The 21,698-nt window shown below is 70.7% G+C and carries 14 protein-coding genes and 1 tRNA gene; 7 read left to right on the top strand and 8 right to left on the bottom strand.

What is annotated here, in order from left to right; genetic code table 11:
• Positions 1–43: 43 nt before the first annotated feature.
• The 7 genes from AAT21_RS18110 (at position 44) to AAT21_RS18080 (ending at position 6,528) form a co-directional block, all read left to right on the top strand.
• Positions 44–544: a cobalamin-dependent protein gene (locus AAT21_RS18110; protein WP_046777879.1), complete on the top strand. Its 501-nt coding sequence runs from the start codon at positions 44–46 to the stop codon at positions 542–544.
• 13 nt (positions 545–557) lie between these two features.
• On the top strand, positions 558–1,820 hold the full coding sequence (locus tag AAT21_RS18105; RefSeq protein ID WP_235438920.1) for a methylaspartate mutase: 1,263 nt from the start codon (positions 558–560) through the stop codon (positions 1,818–1,820).
• Positions 1,771–2,328, top strand: a complete 558-nt coding sequence (locus AAT21_RS18100) for a flavin reductase family protein (RefSeq protein WP_157879736.1) — start codon at positions 1,771–1,773, stop codon at positions 2,326–2,328. The genes AAT21_RS18105 and AAT21_RS18100 overlap by 50 nt, the downstream gene beginning before the upstream one ends.
• Positions 2,325–3,515, top strand: a complete 1,191-nt coding sequence (locus AAT21_RS18095) for an ATP-grasp domain-containing protein (RefSeq protein ID WP_235438914.1) — start codon at positions 2,325–2,327, stop codon at positions 3,513–3,515. Before AAT21_RS18100 ends, AAT21_RS18095 begins: the two co-directional genes overlap by 4 nt.
• A gap of 52 nt (positions 3,516–3,567) precedes the next feature.
• A complete protein-coding gene (locus AAT21_RS18090; RefSeq protein WP_046777876.1) occupies positions 3,568–4,620 on the top strand; it encodes an aspartate-semialdehyde dehydrogenase in 1,053 nt (350 codons plus the stop codon).
• Positions 4,621–5,510: 890 nt separating this feature from the next.
• Positions 5,511–5,966: a helix-turn-helix domain-containing protein gene (locus AAT21_RS18085; RefSeq protein ID WP_046777875.1), complete on the top strand. Its 456-nt coding sequence runs from the start codon at positions 5,511–5,513 to the stop codon at positions 5,964–5,966.
• A gap of 4 nt (positions 5,967–5,970) precedes the next feature.
• Positions 5,971–6,528, top strand: a complete 558-nt coding sequence (locus AAT21_RS18080; protein WP_046777874.1) for a PIN domain-containing protein — start codon at positions 5,971–5,973, stop codon at positions 6,526–6,528.
• Between the two features lie 138 nt (positions 6,529–6,666).
• Here the strand turns inward: AAT21_RS18080 and AAT21_RS18075 are convergent.
• The 8 genes from AAT21_RS18075 to AAT21_RS18040 form a co-directional block, all read right to left on the bottom strand.
• Positions 6,667–6,740: transfer RNA gene (locus tag AAT21_RS18075), tRNA-Thr, on the bottom strand.
• 155 nt (positions 6,741–6,895) lie between these two features.
• On the bottom strand, positions 6,896–8,467 hold the full coding sequence (locus AAT21_RS18070) for an alpha/beta hydrolase (RefSeq protein WP_046777873.1): 1,572 nt from the start codon (positions 8,465–8,467) through the stop codon (positions 6,896–6,898).
• Between the two features lie 199 nt (positions 8,468–8,666).
• Positions 8,667–9,878: a DNA polymerase III subunit delta' gene (locus tag AAT21_RS18065; protein WP_046778446.1), complete on the bottom strand. Its 1,212-nt coding sequence runs from the start codon at positions 9,876–9,878 to the stop codon at positions 8,667–8,669.
• Positions 9,879–9,968: 90 nt separating this feature from the next.
• On the bottom strand, positions 9,969–13,211 hold the full coding sequence (gene tmk, locus AAT21_RS18060; protein WP_052757855.1) for a dTMP kinase: 3,243 nt from the start codon (positions 13,209–13,211) through the stop codon (positions 9,969–9,971).
• A gap of 176 nt (positions 13,212–13,387) precedes the next feature.
• Positions 13,388–16,186 (bottom strand): type I DNA topoisomerase, encoded by a 2,799-nt coding sequence (gene topA, locus AAT21_RS18055; RefSeq protein WP_046777872.1) that lies wholly within the window; start codon positions 16,184–16,186, stop codon positions 13,388–13,390.
• Positions 16,187–16,753: 567 nt separating this feature from the next.
• Positions 16,754–18,268, bottom strand: coding sequence for a DUF7059 domain-containing protein (locus tag AAT21_RS18050; RefSeq protein WP_200904415.1), 1,515 nt, complete (start codon positions 18,266–18,268; stop codon positions 16,754–16,756).
• A gap of 202 nt (positions 18,269–18,470) precedes the next feature.
• Positions 18,471–19,037 carry a hypothetical protein gene (locus tag AAT21_RS18045; RefSeq protein ID WP_046777871.1) on the bottom strand — a complete coding sequence of 189 codons (567 nt, stop codon included), beginning with the start codon at positions 19,035–19,037 and terminating at the stop codon, positions 18,471–18,473.
• 161 nt (positions 19,038–19,198) lie between these two features.
• Complete coding sequence (locus tag AAT21_RS18040) at positions 19,199–21,598, bottom strand: sodium-translocating pyrophosphatase (RefSeq protein ID WP_046777870.1); 2,400 nt, start codon at positions 21,596–21,598, stop codon at positions 19,199–19,201.
• Positions 21,599–21,698: the final 100 nt, after the last annotated feature.

Below are 21,698 nucleotides of genomic sequence, written 5' to 3'. Positions count from 1 at the left end.
TTCGCTCAGTTTCGCACTTTCCACATGAGGGGAAGCCCGTACCATGAGCATTGGGGAAGGCAGAGCCTTTCGCTGCCTGCTGACCACTGTCGAATCCGACTCCCATTTCTGGAACCTCATCTATCTGGAGAAGTTCATTGCCGAGAATGGCGGAGAGGTTCGCAATCTAGGCGGCTGCACGCCCGCGGACCTGGTCGTCAAGGAGGTCAACGACTTTCAGCCGGATCTGCTTGTGGTTTCCAGCATCAACGGTCATGGCTACTACGGCACCAGCGTCGTGCTGACGGAGCTCAAGCGAGCCGGCATCAGCGTTCCTTGTGTCGCGGGCGGCAAACTCACCACTGCACCGTCAGACAATGACCGGGTGCGCCGGGAATTGCTCTCCCAGGGCTGCACCGACGTCTTCCTGGGTGAGAATGCCATCGATCGCTTCCGGGAATTCCTGGCTTTCGGCGTCCGCCACGGGTTCGCTGCCTGGCAGCCCAGCATGCCGGTGGTCGCGCCGTGGGACGCGCGCGTCGCCAGCCTGTCCGTGGCCCAATAGCATGTCCGGCTACATGGATCGGTTCATTGCCGACGCTCGCCGACGCGAAACCCTGGTGGTGCAGCCCCGGATGGGGTTCGGCAACATCGCTACGATGCGCGCGGGCCTGCGCGACGTACATGACCTCGATATCCCGGTCGTCGGAACCATCACCGTCGACAGTTACACCCGCGTCGGCGACCACGTGAGCTCGATCGAGCGGCTGAAGGCGGGGGAAGAACTCAACGGGTACCCCATCGTCTCCCACCCGATGGACAAAACCCGAGAAATGCTCGCCGGACTGTACGGGCCCGGGTTTCCCATTCAGGTCCGGCACGGCACTGCCCTGCCGTTGCGGGTGATCGAGAGCTTGGTGCTCGCCGGCCTGGACACGACGGAAGGCGGGCCGGTCTCCTACTGCTTGCCGTACAGCCGTCTCCCGCTTGAGCATGCGGTATCGGCGTGGGCCGAGAGTTGCCGCTACCTCGTCGGCGAGGTGGAGCACGGGCATATCGAGAGCTTCGGAGGGTGCCTGCTGGGGCAGTTGTGCCCGCCGTCGCTGCTCATCGCCATGACGGTGCTCGAAGGACTGTTCTTCGCACAGCACGGCGTGCGGTCCATGTCGCTGAGCTACGCCCAGGGGACGCACGACGATCAGGACAGAGCAGCTGTGCGCGTGCTGCGGGCACTGGCGCAGGAATATCTTCCTTCGGTCACGTGGCATGTCGTTCTCTACACCTACATGGGGCTGTTTCCGAGTACTCCTGATGGTGCCACGGAGCTGATTCGCAGCAGCGCGCGGCTGGCCCGTGATACGCACTGTGAACGCCTCATCGTGAAAACGGTGTCCGAGGCGTGGCAAATACCGAGCGTGGCAGAAAACCTGGACGCACTGCGGGTGGCCTCCGCTGCCGCCGGCGGGCCGCCGGTAGTTGCGGGCCCGCAGGAGAAGGAATATTTCGATGAAATAATGGAAGAAGCCCGATGCCTGATTGAAGAAGTCCTCAATCTGGACGCAGATGTTGGCGCGGCGCTCACCCGCGCCTTCGCGTTGGGGTTGCTCGACATTCCCTTCTGCCTGCACGCCGATAACCAGAACAGAACAACGTGCGTGCTGGACGATCAGGGCGCTCTCAAGTGGGGCGACATCGGGAATCTACCATTCCGGGGATCGGTGCGGCAGAATGCGGCGGGTCAGCTCCAGTCGAGCGAGCTCTACCGCATGCTGAATCATGTCGCCCATCGCTATGACCACGGTCAGCCAAACAGAGAGAAGGGCGATGATGGAAAGTTCTGACCGCTTCAGGGAACTATTCGGTTCCTTTCCCACCCCGGTTGCAATCGTGACTGCGATGGGTGCGGACGGCACCCCGTTCGGTTTCACCAGCAATGCGGTGTGCGCGGTGTCGGCAGCGACGCCCTCGCTACTGATTTCGGTGGGTGCGGGCTCGCGGACGCTGCCGGCGATCGTCGCCTCACAGGCGTTCGCGGTGAACTTCCTTTCGGCGGAAGGCCAGGCGGCGTCGGAGCTGTTCGCGAGCAAGGCAGCCGACAAGTTCGCACACGTGGACTGGGAGCCCTCCGCCCTCGCGGCAGGGGCACCGCTCCTGACGGATATCGCCCTGAGCTACGCCGAGTGCCGGATCGTCAGCACCACCCGTGCTGACGACCATTGGCTCTTCACCGCCCGGGTGGAAGGCACCGCTGTCTTTCCCCGCGTCCCGCTGCTGTACCGCCGCGGCGAATACAGCGCCTGGTCATCTCACCATGCCGCGTCGCTGCCCGTTTTGGAGGGAGCCCTGTGAAGAAGCTCATGCTGATCGGGGTCGGCCAGATGGGCCGGCCGTACGTCGCCGCTGCAGGTCGTCTGGGGGTGAGCGTCCATGCTGTCGAGGCGGCCTCCCGTGCCGATCAGGTGACGGGTACGGCGAGTGTGGCGCCGGCCCGGGGCGAGCTCGACGAGCACTGGATGGAGGGCGCCTGCCTCGCCCTTCAGAACGGCCCGTTCGACGGCGTCATCGCCTTCAACGAGCCCCAGGTCATCGTCGCGGCCATGATCCAGGATCGGTTCGGTCTCCCTGGGCCGTCCTTGCACGCCGCGACGGCGTCTCGGAACAAGGCGCTGCAAAGAGCACTGTTCACCGCGGCCGGGATCACTCAGCCGGCGTACACCGTGACCGACTCCCTCGCCGAGGAGACGGACTGGGCCGCCGAGCGCTGGCCGGTGATCGTCAAGCCGCTGTCCTCCGCCGGCAGCGACGGTGTGGAGCTGGTGACCGATGCCGAGAGCTTCCGTGCCGTGGCGCAGGCCCGCGCCGGTGAGCGGGTCATCGTCGAGGAGGCAATCGACGGCCCGGAGTACAGCTGGGAGGCACTGGTCCGCGACGGCGAGGTGTGGTTTGCCAACATCACCGCCAAGGAAACCACCGGGCCGCCCCAGTTCGTCGAGGTGGGTCATCGCACTGGCGTACACCTGCCGGAACCGAGTGCCACGCAGGTGGCCGATACCGGTGCCCGGGTGCTGCGCGCTCTGGGGATGCGGACCGGCTTGGTGCACATGGAGTTTCGCCTCTCCGCCGCCGGGCCTGTTCCCATCGAGGTCGCGGTCCGGACTCCGGGCGACTATCTGATGGATCTCCTTGGCGCCACGTACGGCATCGACTGGTACGAGATGGTGGTCCGGATGGCGGTGGGGATGCCGCTGCCCCAACCGCCAGTTGGTCCGTTCCGCCATGCCGCCAGCATCTTCACCATCTCGGAACCGGGTGTAGTGCAGGACATCTGCGGTCTGGACGCAGTGCGAAGTCACCCCTCGGTGCTCCAGGCGGGCGTGGAGGTCGAGCCCGGGGACACGGTCCTGGCGGTGCGGAGTTCAGGTCATCGGACGGGCGAGATCGTGCTGGCCGCTCCGTCTTCCCCCGAGCTCGAGAGTGCCATCTCGTTCGTCCAGCAGACACTGGTCGTCACCACCGTTCCGCCGCATTCCGCGTAGACCAGCACCGTGAGTGACCAGTTCGAACCCAAGACAAGAAAGTAGGGCAGTCATGGCCGCTCAAGGTCTCCGAGTCGGCGTAGTGGGCGCGACCGGGCAAGTCGGAGTAGTGATCCGCAGCATCCTTCGGCAGCGTGATTTCCCGATCGGACAGCTGCGCTTCTTTGCCTCGGCGAAATCGGCAGGTCTACGGCTTCCATGGGGCGACGACAGCATCGTGGTGGAAGACGCCGAAACGGCAGACCCGTCCGGCCTGGACATCGTCATCTTCTCCGCCGGAGGAGCAACAGCACTGCAACTGGCACCCCGGTTCGCGGCGGCCGGAGCCGTCGTCATCGACAACTCCTCGGCGTTTCGGATGGATCCCGATGTGCCCCTGGTGGTCAGTGAGGTCAACCCGGAAGCTGTGTCCGAGGCGCGACGCGGCATCATAGCCAATCCCAACTGCACGACGATGGCCGCGATGCCAGTGATCAAGCCGCTGCATGACGAGGCTGGTCTGGTGCGGCTCACGGTGAGCACCTACCAAGCGGTGTCCGGCGGCGGGGTCGCTGGAGTGGAAGAGCTCAGGTCTCAGGTGAGCGGAGTGATCGACCGAGCAGCCGGCCTGGCGCTCGACGGGGCGGCGGTGGACTTCCCACCGCCGGTGAAATTCGCCAGAACCATCGCCTTCAACGCTGTGCCGATGGCCGGTTCGATTGTGACCGACGGATCCGCCGAGACGGACGAGGAGCAGAAGCTGCGCAACGAGAGCAGGAAGATTCTTGGCCTGCCGTCGCTGCGTGTCGCCGGGACCTGTGTCCGGATCCCGGTCTTTACCGGCCATTCCCTCGCGGTGCATGCGGAGTTTGCCCGTCCTATCTCCGCTGAACGCGCATCCGTATTGCTTGAGCACGCCCCTGGTGTCCAGCTGTCCGACATTCCGACCCCGCTCCAAGCGTGCGGCCAGGACGCCAGTTACGTGGGCAGGATTCGCCAGGATCAGAGCGTCGAGGAGGGGCGTGGCCTCATGCTCTTCATCAGCAACGACAACCTGCGAAAGGGCGCGGCCCTCAACGCTGTCCAGGTCGCCGAGCTGGTAGCGGCGAACCTGCTCAAGGTGTAGTCAGGGCTTCGGCGTAGTTGTGTGCTGCCCGGGAGGGGCAACAGGCACGGTCTTCCAAGATCATGGAGTTCTCGACGCCCCGTGATCCGACGGGAAGACCGTGCCTGCCGACGCGTCATCTCTGATCCCTCCTGCACGTGACCAGCTCCGCGAGTGTCCCCGAGCCACGCTGGATGAGGCCCCGGGGCTGCTGGAGCGACTGGCGGGGGTGCCGGATCCACGCGACCCCCGCGGGGTACGCCACGCCCTGGCCGTCGGCCTCGCACTCACCGCGTGCACGGTCCAGCCGAAGCTACCTCGCTGCCCCGGCATCTCCTGCCGGCCGAGACCCACCGCACTGGTCCTGGCCCAGGTCAGAGGCTATCTGCCCTGGGCCTTCTGAGCCGCCTTCGGGATTCGAACCCGAGGCGTACGCATCACGAGGCCCCACAAGATCATCCCAGCCGGTGCCGGCCGATGCCTCAGAATCCCGTTCCCTCAGGTCGGAGGCGTCCAACCGTGATCACCCTGACGCAGAGTCCGCCCTTGGTGCCGTCCAGTCCGCTCACGTAACGCTCACGCAGGCGGGCCGCACAGATGGAAACAACAGGCTCACCGGACGCCGCTGCTCGCGTGATGAGCCCCGTTCTCCACGTCATCGACATGAACGATGGCGTCCGAGATATCCATGTGGTGCATGAGCGCCCCGGGGGTAACAGGCTGCGTGTCCGCCGCGTCGTTGACCCGCCCCACGTGGGTCGGCCAACGCCGCGTGTCGACGGCCCACGGCCAGGGCGGCCAGCACCCACCCAGCCTGGTGCGTTGCGGTTGCTGCGGTTATTGCGGATACTGCACTTAAGGAAGCCCTACGGGGCGGCCTCCCGGTCACGACACGAAGGGATGGTCACACCATGAGCGCGTCGACCGCTCGAGGCACACCTCCCCCTGAGGCGAATGCCGACTTCGCCGCCCGGGCACTTACGCCCGTGAAGAGGTCCCTCGCCCGTTCCCCTCACGCCGAACGGATCCGGTTCCGGATCGAGGACGCAAATGCCGATCTCGAGCTGCCTCGGGAGGCCGTGGAACTGCTGGCGACAGTACTGAGCCACATGGCCGCAGGCCGCGCCGTCTCCATCGTCCCCGAACATGCGGAGCTGACCACACAGCAAGCCGCTGACATGCTCAACGTCTCCCGGCCATTCCTGATCGGACTCCTGGACGCCGGCGAAATCGACTACCGGAAGGTCGGCACCCACCGCCGGATCAAGGCGCAGTCTCTGCTTGAGTACCAACGCCAGGACGACCAGAAGCGACGGGCGGCAGCAGACGAACTAACGGCCCTGAACCAGGAGATGGGGCTGATCTGACCCCGTGGCGTTCATCGTCGTCTTCGCCGCCTGCGTCCTGTACCCGAGCACGTTGCGCGACCTTCTGATCCGCAGAGCCCAAGCTGGGCTCGTGCAGGCCAAATGGACCGAACGGATCCTCGATGAGGTCTTCACGAATCTTCAGACGAACAGGCCAGAGCTCGATCCTGCGAGGTTGACCCGTACGCGCGAGCTGATGATGCGCGCTGTTCGGGACTGCCTCGTCAAGGATTACGAGCCCCTGGAGTCGGCGCTGGACCTGCCGGACGCCGACGACCGTCACGTGCTCGCTGCCGCCGTCAAGTCACGGGCTCAACTCATCGTCACCAACAACCTCAAGGACTTCCCCGGCGAGACGCTGAGGACATGGAACGTCGAAGCCGTCTCCGCGGACGACTTCGTTCTGGCCCAGATCGACCTCGATCGCCAGAGGGTGTTTGCCGCCGTCCAACAGATCGCCGACTCGTGGCGGAATCCACCCGGGGTCGCGGGCGATGCACTCGACCGCCTGGAGCGAGACGGCCTCCTGGAGTCGGCTGCCGCCCTTCGTGCCGGCCGGTGACTCTAGGCCGGTTCGCCCAATCCGGCGCTCACGCATACTCACGCTCGGGGTTCCAGGCCCCAGCCGCCACACGCCCGCGCATATAAAGGAAAAGCAAAAGACCCAGGTCGCTGAATGCGTGACCTGGGCCTTTTTCTGAGCCGCCTTCGGGATTCGAACCCGAGACCTACGCATTACGAGTGCGTTGCTCTGGCCAACTGAGCTAAGGCGGCACCGCTGGGAGACAAGGATTCCCTCGGAAGGGATCGCTCATCAGCAGCGGCGCCAAGTCTACAGGGTCCCGACGGGTGCCCCGAACCAGGTTCTGCGGGGACGAGTCCCAGGTCACATGTCGGGCGGGCGACGGGTCAGGCGCTCGCGCGGCGGGTCAGCACTTCTTGCCGTCCGTGGGGGGCCTGCCCTCCAGGAGGTAGCGGTTGATCGCGGTGTCGATGCAGTCGCTGCCGCGTCCGTACGCCGTGTGGCCGTCGCCGTCGTAGGTGAGGAGGGTGCCCGATTCGAGCTGGCCGGCCAGTGCCTGCGCCCACTTGTACGGGGTCGCCGGGTCGCGGGTGGTGCCCACCACCACGATCGGCGCGGCGCCCTTCGCGGTCAGCGGCCCCGCCTGGCCCGTGGGCTTCACCGGCCAGTACCCGCAGTTCAGGGCGGCCCAGGCCAGGCCGGCGCCGAAGACCGGGGAGGCCTTCTGGAAGGACGGGAGGGCCGTGTCGACCGCGTCCGGGCCGTTGAAGGCCGCGGGCTGGTCCAGGCAGTTGACGGCGGCGTTCGCGAACATCAGGTTGGCATACGTGCCGTCCGCGCCGCGCTCGTAGTAGCTGTCGGCCAGGCTCAGCAGGCCCGCTCCGTCGCCGTTCATCGCCGAGGCCAGGGCCTCGCGCAGCTGGGGCCAGGCGTTCTCGTCGTAGAGGGCCGCGATCACCCCGGTCGTCGCGAGGGCCTCGCCGAGCGGGCGCTTGTCGTCGCCGCTGGGCACGGGCTGCGCGTCGAGCTTGCGGAAGAAGTCCTTCAGGCGGGCGGCCACCTCCTCCGGGCTGCCCTTGCCCAGCGGGCAGTCGGGCTGCTTCGCGCAGTCCTTCGCGAAGGAGGTGAAGGCCGTCTCGAAGCCCTCGGTCTGGTCCCGGTTGAGATCGAGCGCCGGGCGCGTGGGGTCCATCGCGCCGTCCAGGACCAGCCGGCCGACCCGGTCCGGGAAGAGGTTCGCGTACGTCGCCCCCAGAAGGGTGCCGTACGAGGCGCCGACGTAGTTGAGCTTCCCGTCGCCGAGCACCGCACGGAGCAGGTCCATGTCGCGGGCGGCGTCGACGGTGGAGACATGCGGCAGGACCCGCTTCGAGCGGGTCTCGCAGCCCGCCGCGAACTCCTTGAAGGCCGCCACCAGGCGGGCCCGCTCGGCCGCGTCGTCCGGCGTCTGGTCCACCTGGGTGTACTTGTCCATCTCCGGGCCGGTCAGGCACTCGACGGGGCTGCTGCGTGCCACGCCGCGCGGGTCAAAGGACACCATGTCGTACCGGGCGCGGACCGGAGCGGGGTAGCCGATGCCCGCGTACGCCTGGAGGTAGCCGATGCCGGAGCCGCCGGGGCCGCCCGGGTTGACCACCAGCGAACCGAGCCGCTTGCCGGGGCCGGTCGCCACCCGGCGGGCCACCGCGATGTCCACGTCCTGGCCGGACCCGGGGTTCGCGTAGTCCAGCGGCGCCTTCATGGTGGAGCACTGGAATCCGGGGACACCGCAGTCGCGCCAGGTCAGCTTCTGCTCGTAGTACGGGCGCATCGCGGCGGCGTCGGGGGACGGCGGCACCGATGGCGTGCCGCCGGCCTCCCCTCTCGCGGACGCGGCGGTCGGGAGCGTCTGCGGCCCGCTCGAGGTGCAGCCGGAGAGCAGGAGCCCGGCTGCTGCGATCACGGTCCCGGTGGTACGCAGCACGCGACTGGTGTCCATCCCCGGAGCCTACGTCCTGCCGGCGGGCACGGCCGGGCCCTGCCCGCCGGACGGCCCCGGGCCTTCCGTGGCGCTCACCGGGCGAGGCACGGACCGGCCCCCCTCCGGCCCCGCCGCCCGGTTCCCCCGTACGGGTGAGCCGGTTCGCCCCGCGATGCCCCTGGAGCCGGGCCGGGCCCCGGGCGGGCCGGGCAGGCGGTCAGCCCGCGCGGAGGGACATCGTCATCGCCTCCACCGCGAGGAGCGGGGCCACGTTGCGGTCGAGGGCGTCGCGGCAGGCGATGATCGCCTCGATCCGGCGCAGGGTCCGCTCCGGCCCGGAGGCCTTGGCGACGCGCTCCAGGTCCTGCCGTATGTCCTCGTTGGCGATGGCGACGGCCGTGCCGAGCTGGAGGGCCAGGACGTCGCGGTAGAAGCCGGTCAGGTCGGTGAGGGCGAGGTCGAGGCTGTCGCGCTGGGTGCGGGTCCGGCGCCGCTTCTGCTTGTCCTCCAGCTCCTTCATGACACCCGCCGTACCGCGCGGCATCCGCCCGCCCGTTCCGGCGGCGGCGCCCAGGGCGGCCCGGAGCTCCTCGGTCTCCTTGGTGTCGACCTCCTCGGCCATCTGCTTGGCGTCCTCGCCGGCGGCGTCCACCAGCTCCTGGGCGGCCTTCAGACAGGCTCCGATGTCGTCCACCCGGAGCGGGAGCCTCAGGACCGTCGCCCTGCGCTCCCGGGCTCCCTCGTCCGTGGCCAGCCGGCGGGCGCGGTCGACGTGCCCCTGCGTGGCCCGCGCGGCGGCCAGGGCAGCCGCCGGCTCGACGCCGTCGCGCCGCACCAGCATGTCGGCGACGGCAGCGACCGAGGGGGTGCTGAGGCTGAGGTGGCGGCAGCGGGAGCGGATGGTGGGCAGCACGTCCTCCAGCGAGGGCGAGCACAGCAGCCAGACCGTGCGGGGCGCGGGCTCCTCCACGGCCTTGAGGACCGCGTTGGCGGACTTCTCGTTCAGCCGCTCGGCGTCCTCGACCAGGATGATCTGCCAGCGTCCCGTGGCGGGGGACGTGTAGGACTTGCGGACGGTGTCCCGCATGTCGTCGACGAGGATCTGGCTGCCGACCGCGGCGACGGTGGAGACGTCCGCGTGGGTGCCGACCATCGTGGTGTGGCAGCCGTCGCAGAACCCGCAGCCCGGCTCACCACCGAGGGCGCGGTCCGGGCTGGTGCACTGCAGGGCCGCCGCGAAGGCCCGGGCGGCGGTGACCCGCCCGGATCCCGGCGGTCCCGTGAAGAGCCAGGCGTGGGTCATCTTCGAAGCCGCCGGCGGCGCGGTCCCGTCCGTGGCGGCCGTGACCAGCGCGTCGGCATCGCGGGCGGCGGCGGCCAGCTGCGCCTGGATCCGCTCCTGACCCACCAGGTCGTCCCATACGGGCATCCCGCCCACCACCTCTCACTCTCCGTGCACCCATTGTGTCGGGCGCCACCGACAATTTCGTACCGCGTGGGTCGCCTACCGCCGCCTGCGTCAGCGGCGGCGGCGCTTTCCGCGGTCGCCCGCGTCGCCCTCGTCGTTACCTTCGCCGTCGTACGCGTCGTCGTACGCGTCGTCCCGGCGGCGGCCCAGCAGCTCGTCCGCCAGCGTCGGCAGGTCGTCCAGCGGGGTCTCCTCCGCCCAGTCCGGCCGGGGGCGGCTCGGCCGGCCGTCGTCGTCCAGGACCGGCAGCTCGCGCGTCCGGTCGTTGCTGGAGTCCCGGAAGATGCCCGACGGAACCCGGTCGGCCGGGTCCTCCTCGGGGCGGCGGGCCGACGGCCGCGTGGCGGACCGGGCAGGGCCGCCACTGCCGGAACCGGAGCCGCTACCCGTGCCCGTGCCGGACGGACGCACCGGCGGCAGCACCGCCGTCTCGTCAACGGCGGACGCCGCCGGTGCCCCCGACGCCGGGTCGATCTTCGGCACCGGGACGGTCTGGGTGACGTCGTCCGGGCGGACGACCCGCTTGACCACCGGGGTCTCGATCGTCACCGCGTCGTCCGGGTGCGGATCGTCCTTCATCATGTCGATCCTGCGTGCGGGCGCCGTGTCGGAGCCCTTCGCCGGTGCGGCCGGAGCCGCCGGGGCCTCGGCCGCCGCCTCGGCAGCGGCCCGGGCCTCCGCGGCGGCAGCGGCGGCCGCCGCCTTCGCCGCGGCCTCGGCGGCCTGCGCCTCGACCAGCCGACGCGCCTCCTCGGCCTTCAGCAGGGCCTCCTCGGCCCGCCGCTGCTTCTCCAGCCGCCGCTCCTCGGCCTCGGCACGCAGCCGGGCCTCCTCCTCGGCCTGCTTGCGCAGCCGCTCCGCCTCCGCAGCGCGCGCCTTCGCCTCGGCCTCCACACGCAGCCGCTCGGCCTCGGCCCGCGCCCGGGCCTCCTCCTCGGCCCGCAGCCGCTCCTCCTCCGCCTTGCGGGCGGCCTCGGCCTCGGCCCTGATCCGCGCCTCCTCGGCCTCACGGGCCTTGCGCGCTTCCTCCTCGGCCCGCAGCCGGGCTTCCTCGGCCTTGCGCGCCGCCTCCTCCTCGGCCTTGCGCCGGGCCTCCTCCTCGGCGAGTCGCCGGGCCTCCGCCTGCGCGGCCACCTCGGCCTCGGAGAGCGGCAGCATCCGGTCCAGGCGGTGCCGTACGACGGTGGTCACCGAGTCCGGGTCCTGCCCGGCGTCGACCACCAGGTACCGGCCGGGGTCGGCGGCGGCGAGGGTGAGGAAGCCGGACCGCACCCGCTGGTGGAACTCCGCCGGCTCCGACTCCAGCCGGTCCGGCGCCTCCGTGAACCGCTCCCGCGCCGCCTCCGGCGACACGTCAAGCAGCACGGTCAGGTTCGGTACGAGCCCGTCGGTCGCCCAGCGCGAGATCCGGGCGATCTCCGTCGGGGAGAGGTCACGGCCGGCGCCCTGGTAGGCCACCGAGGAGTCGATGTAGCGGTCGGAGATGACGATCGCGCCGCGCTCCAGGGCCGGGCGCACCACCGTGTCCACGTGTTCCGCGCGGTCCGCCGCGTACAGCAGAGCCTCGGCGCGGTTCGACAGCCCGGCCGAGGAGATGTCGAGCAGGATCGAGCGGAGCCGCTTGCCGACGGGGGTGGCTCCCGGCTCGCGGGTCACGACGACCTCGTGTCCCTTGCCCCGTATCCACTCGGCGAGCGCCTTCACCTGGGTGGACTTGCCGGCTCCGTCGCCGCCTTCCAGCGCGATGAAGAATCCGGTCGTGGAGGGGGCCTGGACGGGCTCCCCGCCGCGCAGCGCGTCACGCAGGTCGCGCCGCAGCGGCACGCCGCTGCGGTCGTCGGCCTTGGTGAGCACGACGACGGCGACCGGCAGCAGCAGCGCGCCGACGAGCATCAGGGTGAAGGCGGCACCGCCGTGCGAGAGGACGGACTCGGCGCCTGCGAGCGGGTGCGGGCCGATCACCGCGGCCAGGACCGGTGCGGCGAGGGCGCCGACGGCCACGGCCACCCTGACGACCGCCTGGAGGTGCTCGGTGACCCGGGCCCGGCGGAACTCCTCGGTCTCCTGGTCCAGCAGGGTGTGGCCGGTGTTGGCCGCGACGCCCGCGGCGGTGCCGGCGAGCAGCGACAGGAAGAGCACGGTCGCCATGTCGGGGACGAGGCCGCTCAGCAGCAGCGCGAGGCCCGCCACCGCTATGGCGAGGGCCAGCAGCCGGCGCCGGGACAGCCCGGGCAGCACCTTGCCTGCCTGGGTGGCGCGGATGCCCGCGGCGGTGCCGCCGACCAGCGCGAGGACGAGCAGCGCGAAGGCGGCCGGGCCCCCGCCCAGGTCGAAGGCGTGCAGGACGGACACGGCGACGGCGCCGGCGACCGCTCCGGCGACCGCGGCGCAGCTCAGGACCAGCAGGGGGATGGCACCCGTACGGCCCTTGTCCGGCCGGTCTCCCGCCTTGGGGGCGCGCAGCCCCTCCAGCGGGGAACGGGGCCGGGGGGTCGCCGTGTCGGGCAGCACCAGCGGGAGCAGCAGCGAGACCGAGGCGGCGAAGAGGCCGGCGGCCACGTACGAGCCGAGGGCGGCCTGGTTCGCGGCGAACCAGGCCACGCCGAGGCCGAGGGCCTTGCCGACGAGGGTGGCGGCGAGCAGCACGGCCGCCGCGACGGGGAGCGCCGCGAAGGCCGTACGCAGGGTCAGGCGCCGCAGGGCGTCCATGTGGTCCGGCAGCGGCCGTACGGTGGCGCCCTCCGGCGGCGGCTCGGGCAGCAGGGCGGGGGCCGCGCTCTCCTTGGCCAGCGTCCACAGCCGCTCGGCGGCGCCGGAGACGAAGACGGTGGCCAGCAGCGCGGTGAGCGCGTGGGCCGGGATCCAGTCGAGCCACAGCGGGGCGACGACGAACAGGGCGATGCGGACGCCGTCGGCTCCGATCATCGTCCAGCGGCGGTCCAGCTTGCCCTTCGCGCCGACGAGCCCGGCCAGCGGGCCGAGCAGGACCGCGCCGAAGAGCAGGGTGGCGAGGATCCGGACGCCGAAGACGACGGCGACGGCGAGGGCCGCACCGCGGTATCCGCCGCCGAAGGCCCCCTCGGAGGCGGCTGCCTGAAGGGCCAGCAGGACCAGCACCAGCAGGGCGAGGGCATCACCGATGCCGCTCACCAGCTGGGCGCTCCACAGGCGGCGCAGCCGGGGAGTGCGCAGCAGTGCGCGCACCGCACGCTCGCGGGAATCCGCGGCTAGGGCTTCGTCGTAGGTGGGGTTCGCCGGAGCGGTCACGACCGCCGGCTGCTCGGCTCGCGTCATCCGCCCAGCCTATCCGCTGCACCTGGCGGCTGCGGAGGCCTGTGGACGAGGCGGGGTGTGACCCCGCACCCACCTTCCAGGGCCGCCCCGGGGCCCGCCCCGCCGGGAGTGCGCGGGGTGCGGGGGCGCTGCCCCGCACCCCGCGCCTCAAACGCCGGCGGGGCCGGATCCGGCGGTCACTCCTCGGACGAGGACGCCGCCGGCTTCTTGGCCGCGGTCTTCTTCGCGGTCGTCGCCTTCGCGGTCGTCGCCTTCTTGGCCGTCGTCTTCTTCGCTGCGGCGGTCTTCTTCGCCGGGGCCTTCTTGGCGGCGGTCTTCTTCGCCGTCTTCTTGGCCGGGCCCTTCGCCCGCTTCTCCGCGAGCAGCTCGTAGCCCCGCTCCGGCGTGATCGTCTCGACGTCGTCGTCCCGCCGCAGCGTCGCGTTCGTCTCGCCGTCCGTCACGTACGGACCGAAGCGGCCGTCCTTGACCACCACCGGCTTCTCGCTGACCGGGTCCGTGCCCAGTTCCTTCAGCGGCGGCTTGGCCGCGGCCCGGCCGCGCTGCTTGGGCTGCGCGTAGATGGCGAGGGCCTCGTCGAGGGTGATCGTGAAGAGCTGGTCCTCGGTCTCCAGCGACCGCGAGTCCGTGCCCTTCTTCAGGTACGGGCCGTAGCGGCCGTTCTGCGCGGTGATCTCCACGCCCTCGGCGTCCGCGCCCACGACGCGGGGCAGCGACATCAGCTTCAGGGCGTCGTCGAGCGTGACCGTGTCCAGGCTCATCGTCTTGAAGAGCGAGGCCGTGCGCGCCTTGACCGCGTTCTTGCCGGTCTTCGGCGTGCCCTCGGGCAGGATCTCCGTCACGTACGGCCCGTAGCGGCCGTCCTTGGCGACGATCTCGTTGCCGCTGACGGGGTCCTTGCCGAGCTGGAACTCGCCGCTCGGCTTCGCGAAGAGCTCCTCCGCGTAGGCGACCGTCAGCTCGTCCGGAGCCATGTCGTCGGGGATGTCGGCGCGCTGGTGGCCCTCGGCGTCCTTCTCGCCCCGCTCCACGTACGGCCCGTAGCGGCCGACGCGCAGCACGATGCCCTCGCCGACCGGGAAGGAGGAGATCTCCCGGGCGTCGATCGCGCCCAGGTCCGTGACCAGCTCCTTCAGGCCGCCGAGGTGGTCGCCGCCCGAGGGCACGACCTCGGTGGCGTCCTCGGAGCCGAAGTAGAACCGCTTCAGCCACGGCACGGACTGGGCCTCGCCCCGCGCGATGCGGTCGAGGTCGTCCTCCATCTTCGCCGTGAAGTCGTAGTCGACGAGCCGCCCGAAGTGCTTCTCCAGCAGGTTCACCACGGCGAAGGACAGGAAGGACGGCACGAGTGCCGTGCCCTTCTTGAAGACGTAGCCGCGGTCGAGGATCGTGCCGATGATCGACGCGTAGGTCGACGGGCGGCCGATCTCGCGCTCTTCCAGCTCCTTGACCAGCGAGGCCTCGGTGTAGCGGGCCGGCGGCTTGGTCGCGTGGCCGTCCGCCGTGATCTCCTCGGCGGCCAGCGCGTCGCCCTCCGCGACCTGCGGCAGGCGCCGCTCGCGGTCGTCGAGCTCGGCGTTCGGGTCGTCCGCGCCCTCGACGTAGGCCTTCATGAAACCGTGGAAGGTGATCGTCTTGCCGGACGCGCTGAACTCGGCGTCGCGGCCGTCCGAGGCGCGGCCGCCGATCTTCACGGTGACGCTGTTGCCGGTCGCGTCCTTCATCTGGGAGGCGACGGTGCGCTTCCAGATGAGCTCGTACAGGCGGAACTGGTCGCCGGTCAGGCCGGTCTCGGCCGGGGTGCGGAAACGATCACCCGAGGGACGGATCGCCTCGTGCGCCTCCTGCGCGTTCTTGACCTTGCCCGCGTAGACGCGCGGCTTCTCCGGCAGGTAGTCGGCCCCGTAGAGCTGCGTGACCTGCGCCCGGGCGGCCGCCACCGCGGTGTCGGACAGCGTGGTGGAGTCCGTACGCATGTAGGTGATGAAGCCGTTCTCGTACAGCTTCTGCGCCACCTGCATCGTCGCCTTCGCGCCGAAGCCCAGCTTGCGCGAGGCCTCCTGCTGCAGCGTCGTCGTACGGAAGGGGGCGTACGGGGACCGGCGGTACGGCTTGGACTCGACTGAGCGGACGGCGAAGGCGGTGTCGGCGAGCGCGGCGGCGAGCGCCCGTGCGTTCGCCTCGTCGAGGTGCAGCACCTCGCTCTTGAGCTGCCCGTTCGCACCGAAGTCGCGGCCCTGCGCGACGCGCTTGCCGTCCACCGTGTTCAGGCGGGCGACCAGCGAGGACGGGTCGGACGGGTCCCCGGCGCGGCCGGTGGAGAAGGTGCCGGTCAGGTCCCAGTACTCGGCGGAGCGGAAGGCGATGCGCTCGCGCTCCCGCTCGACGACGAGGCGGGTGGCCACCGACTGGACGCGGCCGGCCGACAGGCGCGGCATGACCTTCTTCCACAGGACCGGCGAGACCTCGTAGCCGTAGAGGCGGTCGAGGATGCGGCGGGTCTCCTGGGCGTCGACCATGCGCTGGTTCAGCTCGCGCGGGTTGGCGACGGCGTCGCGGATCGCGTCCTTGGTGATCTCGTGGAAGACCATCCGGTGGACGGGGACCTTGGGCTTGAGGACTTCCTGCAGGTGCCACGCGATGGCTTCGCCCTCGCGGTCCTCATCGGTGGCGAGGAAGAGTTCGTCGGACTCGGCCAGCAGCTCCTTGAGCTTGCGGACCTGGGCCTTCTTGTCGGCGTTGACGACGTAGATCGGCTGGAAGTCGTGCTCGACGTCCACACCGAGGCGGCGGACCTCGCCGGTGTACTTGTCGGGAACCTCGGCCGCGCCGTTCGGGAGGTCGCGGATGTGCCCGACGCTCGCCTCGACGACGTATCCCGGGCCGAGGTAGCCCTTGATCGTCTTCGCCTTGGCAGGGGACTCGACGATGACGAGTCGGCGGCCGCCCTTTGCGGTCTCGCTAGTCGGGGACAACTTGGCTCTTCTCTCCGGTCGGCACTCGGTCGCAGTACGGCGACGCTGCGGAGTGTGACGGTACAACCCGCCCCCGTGTCAAACGGCACAAGCCCGCAACGGCCACTCGAACGGTAACCCGACAAGTGCCGTTTCTGCCGCCCGGATGCCGCGCCCGGCCCTTCGCGATCACCGGGCCGAGTGGCCCGGGGGCCGTCTGGCCCCCGCCCGCAGGCCACCCCGCACCCCGCCGCGCCCCCGTCCCGCACCGGCTTCCGGCACGGGTGCCACCGCCCCCGGCAGGCCCCTCGCAGTGGCGCCGGAAAAAACGGAGGCAGTGGTTCGGCCGTGACGGGGCGCGCACCCGAAGCCACCGGCGCACGGCAGCCGGGCGCGCGCTCCCGTCCAGGCCTGCAGAGCGGCCCCGAACAGCGGGAACACGGCCCCGGCCACGATCACCGGGCCGCGCTCCGCGCCGTTCCCCCGCACCCCCGGACCGCTCCCGGACTCCCCCCGGACCCCGCTGTACAGCACCCTGCCGTCCCCGGGGATACGCAGGGCGAACCCCGGGTTACATCACGGTGCCGCCTACTGCCCGGGGCGCGCCACGGGCTCCAGGAAACCCTGCTCGACCAGCAGCCGGATGGCCTGCGGAGTCCGGTCCCGCAGCACGACGGGGTCCTCCTGCATCAGCTGCGCGATGGCGTCCAGGATCCGTCCGGCGCTCAGTGAGCCGTCACACACTCCGGCGAAGCCCGCGCCGACCGTGTCGACCTTCGTGGCGCGCCGCATGCCCCGGTTCTGCCGGAGCACGACGTGCTCCGGGTCCTCGGCGCCGGGCGAGCCGACCTGCTCCTGGACCACTTCCTCCACCAGCGTGAAGTGGGCCTCCAGCAGGGCCGCGTCGTCGTGCTCGCGCAGGTAGTCCTGACGGGCGAAGTGGGCGAGCACGGCCTCGCCGAGCGGCTGCTCCACCGTGTGCGGCCACTCCTCGATCACGATCGAGGGCTCGGCCGCGTCCGACCGGCGCAAGGTGATCCATCCGAAGCCGACGCTCTTGGTCTTCCGGGCCTCGAACTCGTCCAGCCAGTCCTCGTAGCGCCGGGCGTACTCGGCGGGGTCGGTGCGATGGTCGCCCGCGTCGCGCAGCCACAGCTCCGCGTACTGCGTGATGTCCTGCACGTCACGCTGCACGATCCAGGCGTCGCAGCCGCGCGGCACCCAGGAGCGGAGCCGGTCGTGCCAGTCCTCGCCCTCGACGTGCTGCCAGTTGCCGAGGAACTGCGCGTACCCGCCGGGGTTGAGCCGCGCCCCCGCCTCCTGGACCAGGGTCCGGCACAGGTCGTCGCCGCCCATCCCGCCGTCGCGGTACGTCAGCCGGGCGCCGGGGGAGATCACGAACGGCGGGTTCGACACGATCAGGTCGTACGTCGCCTCCCCGACCGGCTCGAAGAGCGAGCCGGTGAGCAGCTCGGCCTCCGGCGCCCCGGAGAGCGCCAGCGTCAAACGGGTGAATCCGAGGGCCCTGGGGTTGACGTCGGTCGCGGTGACCCTCGTCGCGTGCCGGGTGGCGTGCAGCGCCTGGATGCCCGATCCGGTGCCGACGTCGAGGGCGGAGCCGACCGGGGTGCGCACGGTGATCCCGGCCAGGGTGGTGGAGGCGCCGCCGACGCCGAGGACGACGCCCTCCTCCCGGCTGCCGATCCCGCCAGCCCCGCCCACGGCGCAGCCGAGGTCCGAGACGATGAACCAGTCCTCGCCGTCCGGGCCGCCGTACGGGCGCACGTCGACGGTGGCGTGCACCTCGTCGCCCTCGCGCCGCAGCCAGCCGTCGGCCAGGGCGGCCTCGACGGGCATCGCCGCCGCGGCGTGCACGTACGGCACGGGCTGCTGGAGCAGGAACAGCCGGACGAGGGTCGCGAGCGGGCCGTCGCCGCCGTCCCGGGTGGCGCGCAGGGCGGGGACCGTCTCGCTGCGGGCCAGTGCGGCGTAGGCGGGGGCGCCGAGCAGGTCGAGCAGCCCGTCGGCGGTGAAGCCGGCGGCCAGCATCGCGCCGCGGAGCTCGGCGGCGTGGTCGGGGGTGGGGAGGCTGGTGGTACTCACCCGTCCATTGTGTCCGCTGGGGGCGCTCCAGCCGGTCACCGCAGGCCCGGATGTACGAAAGGGCGGCCGCGGCCCCCTCTCGGAGGCCCGGCCGCCCGGGACTTCGTACGGCGCACCGCCGACGCGCGGGGCACCGGGCCCCGCACGGGCCGGGTCGTCCGGGCGCCGGATTGCCTGGGCGCCTGGTCACTTGGGCGCCGGGCTACTTGGGCGATGCCGATGTCGTCGCGACCTGGCAGCCCTTCTGGTTGTTGATGGCCTTGTCCAGGCCGCCCGCGTTGAGCGTGGCGAGCGCGTCCTGACCGCCCTTCGTCGCCGCCTGCAGGCCGCCGGCCACCTCCTTGAGGCCGTCGGCGAACTTCGTCTGGTCCGCGGGGTCGAGGGCGTCCATCTTGGCCTTCAGGTCGGCGTACCCCTTGGAGGTCGCCTCGAAGCCCTTGACGGCCGACTCCTGGGTCGTGGCGCCGTTCTTGACCGGTGGCGTCCCGGCCTGCTGCAGGGCGTTGCCCATGGTCTTGTACGACTCGGACATGGTCGCGAACGCCGCCGAGTCGGTCTGCTTGACCTCGTCGGGCTTGCTGCTCTCGGTCGCCACGCGCTTGATGTCGGCGTTGGCGGTCTCGATCTTCTTGAGTTCGGGCTGCCACTGGTCGCAGACCTTCTTGGCCCAGGCGTTGGCCTTCTCGTCTCCGTCGTCCCCGCCGCAGCCGGACAGGACGAGCATCAGCACCGCACTGCCCGACAGCGCGGCCGCAAGCTTCTTGTTCACCGGATTGGTCCCTTCGAAGGCTCTCGGCCCGGAAGATACACGCCTGCCATCGGGGGACGCACAAAGGCGGACAGACGACGCGTAGGTCCGCGCCGCCTGTCCGCCTTTCGGGCGCACGGCCGGCCCTGCCCGGCCCGGCCCTTCCGCTGCCGGGGTCTCGGTCAGGAGACCGTCGCCGGATCGGCCGACTGGGCCACCCGCTCGGCCGTCCCGTCGCTCTCGTCGCCCCCGGCGATGCCGCGGCGCTTGGAGACGTACACGGCGCCGATGATGACGCCGATCGCGACGACCGCGACGACCGCCCGTACGGTCGGGCTGCTGTCCGGGCCGTAGCTGAACTGCACGACGGCGGGGGCGATCAGCAGCGCCACCAGGTTCATGACCTTGAGCAGCGGGTTGATCGCGGGACCGGCGGTGTCCTTGAACGGGTCGCCGACCGTGTCGCCGATGACGACCGCCTCGTGGGCCTCGCTGCCCTTGCCGCCGTGGTGGCCGTCCTCGACCAGCTTCTTCGCGTTGTCCCACGCACCGCCGGAGTTGGCGAGGAAGACCGCCATCAGCGTGCCCGTGCCGATGGCACCGGCGAGGAACGACCCGAGCGCGCCGACGCCGAGGCAGAAGCCCACGGCGATGGGCGTCAGGACGGCGAGCAGGCCGGGCGTGGCGAGCTCGCGCAGCGCGTCCTTGGTGCAGATGTCGACAACGCGCCCGTACTCGGGCTTCTCGCTGTAGTCCATGATCCCGGGGTGCTCGCGGAACTGGCGGCGCACCTCGTAGACCACCGAGCCCGCGGAGCGCGAGACCGCGTTGATGGCGAGGCCGGAGAACAGGAAGACCACGGCCGCGCCCAGGATCAGCCCGACGAGGTTGTTGGGCTGTGCGATGTCCAGGCTGAGGTTCATCTCCCCGGCCTTGGCCCCGACTTCCTTGACCGCGGTGGCGATCGCGTCGTTGTACGAGCCGAAGAGCGCGGCGGCTGCGAGCACGGCCGTGGCGATGGCGATGCCCTTGGTGATGGCCTTGGTGGTGTTGCCGACGGCGTCCAGGTCGGTCAGGACCTGCGCGCCGGCGCCCTCGACGTCGCCGGACATCTCGGCGATGCCCTGGGCGTTGTCGGAGACGGGCCCGAAGGTGTCCATGGCGACGATGACGCCGACGGTGGTGAGCAGACCGGTGCCGGCCAGGGCCACCGCGAAGAGCGCGAGGAGGATGGACGTGCCGCCGAGCAGGAACGCCCCGTAGACGCCGAGGCCGATGAGCAGCGCCGTGTAGACGGCGGACTCCAGGCCGACGGAGATGCCGGCGAGGACGACGGTGGCGGCGCCGGTCAGGGAGGACTTGCCGATGTCCCGGACGGGACGGCGGTTGGTCTCGGTGAAGTAGCCGGTCAGCTGCTGGATCAGGGCCGCGAGCACGATGCCGATGGCGACGGCGACGACGGCCAGGACGCGCGGGTCACCGGAGTGGTTGGCGATCGCCGTGTTCTCGACGCCGACGAGGTCCGCGTAGCTGGACGGCAGGTAGGCGTAGACGGCGATGCCGACCAGCACCAGGGAGATCACGGCCGAGATGAAGAAGCCGCGGTTGATGGCGGTCATGCCGCTGCGGTCGCTGCGGCGCGGGGAGACGGCGAAGATGCCGATCATCGCGGTGACGACGCCGATGGCGGGGACGATCAGCGGGAAGGCGAGGCCCAGGTCGCCGAAGGCCGCCTTGCCGAGGATGAGCGCGGCCACGAGGGTGACGGCGTAGGACTCGAAGAGGTCGGCCGCCATTCCGGCGCAGTCTCCGACGTTGTCGCCCACGTTGTCGGCGATGGTCGCGGCATTGCGCGGGTCGTCCTCCGGAATGCCCTGCTCGACCTTGCCGACCAGGTCGGCGCCGACGTCGGCGGCCTTGGTGAAGATCCCGCCGCCCACGCGCATGAACATCGCGATCAGGGCGGCGCCGAGCCCGAAGCCCTCCAGGACCTTGGGGGCGTCCGCGGCGTAGACCAGGACGACGCAGGAGGCGCCGAGGAGGCCGAGGCCGACGGTGAACATGCCGACCACACCACCCGTGCGGAAGGCGATCTTCATCGCCTGGTGGGAGACCTCGGTCAGGTCCTTGGCGGGCTCCCCCTCGGCGGGGGTGGCCCGGCGCGCGGCGGCGGCGACGCGGACGTTGGCGCGGACCGCGAGGCGCATGCCGATGTAGCCGGTGGCCGCGGAGAAGAGGGCGCCGACGAGGAAGAAGGCGGAGCGTCCTGCCCGCTGGTTCCAGTCGTCGGCGGGGAGCAGGAAGAGCAGGAAGAAGACCACGACGGCGAAGATGCCGAGGGTGCGCAGCTGGCGGCCGAGGTAGGCGTTGGCGCCTTCCTGGACGGCCGCGGCGATCTTCTTCATGCTGTCGGTTCCCTCGTCGGCGGCGAGGACCTGGCGGACCAGGAACTGCGCGACGACGAGTGCGGCGAGTGCCACGGCCGCAATGACCATCACGATGAGCCGATTGTCATCGGTGAGTACTGCGGATGCCAGATCAGCGGTGCTATCCGGCGCGAGAGGGGTGAAGAGCCCCGTCATTCGTCCTCCTTGACGTGATGAGCTCAAGATGTGGACGGATTGTAGGGAGCGCGCCCCGATCAAAACAGTGCGCAGGAAACGCAATTGGCGTGCTCCTGCT

It is taken from the genome of Streptomyces yangpuensis (genome assembly GCF_001005295.1).
Lineage (GTDB): Bacteria > Actinomycetota > Actinomycetes > Streptomycetales > Streptomycetaceae > Streptomyces > Streptomyces yangpuensis.
The sequence above is the reverse complement of the archived record's forward strand: the minus strand, read 5'-3'. Positions and strand labels throughout refer to the sequence as shown.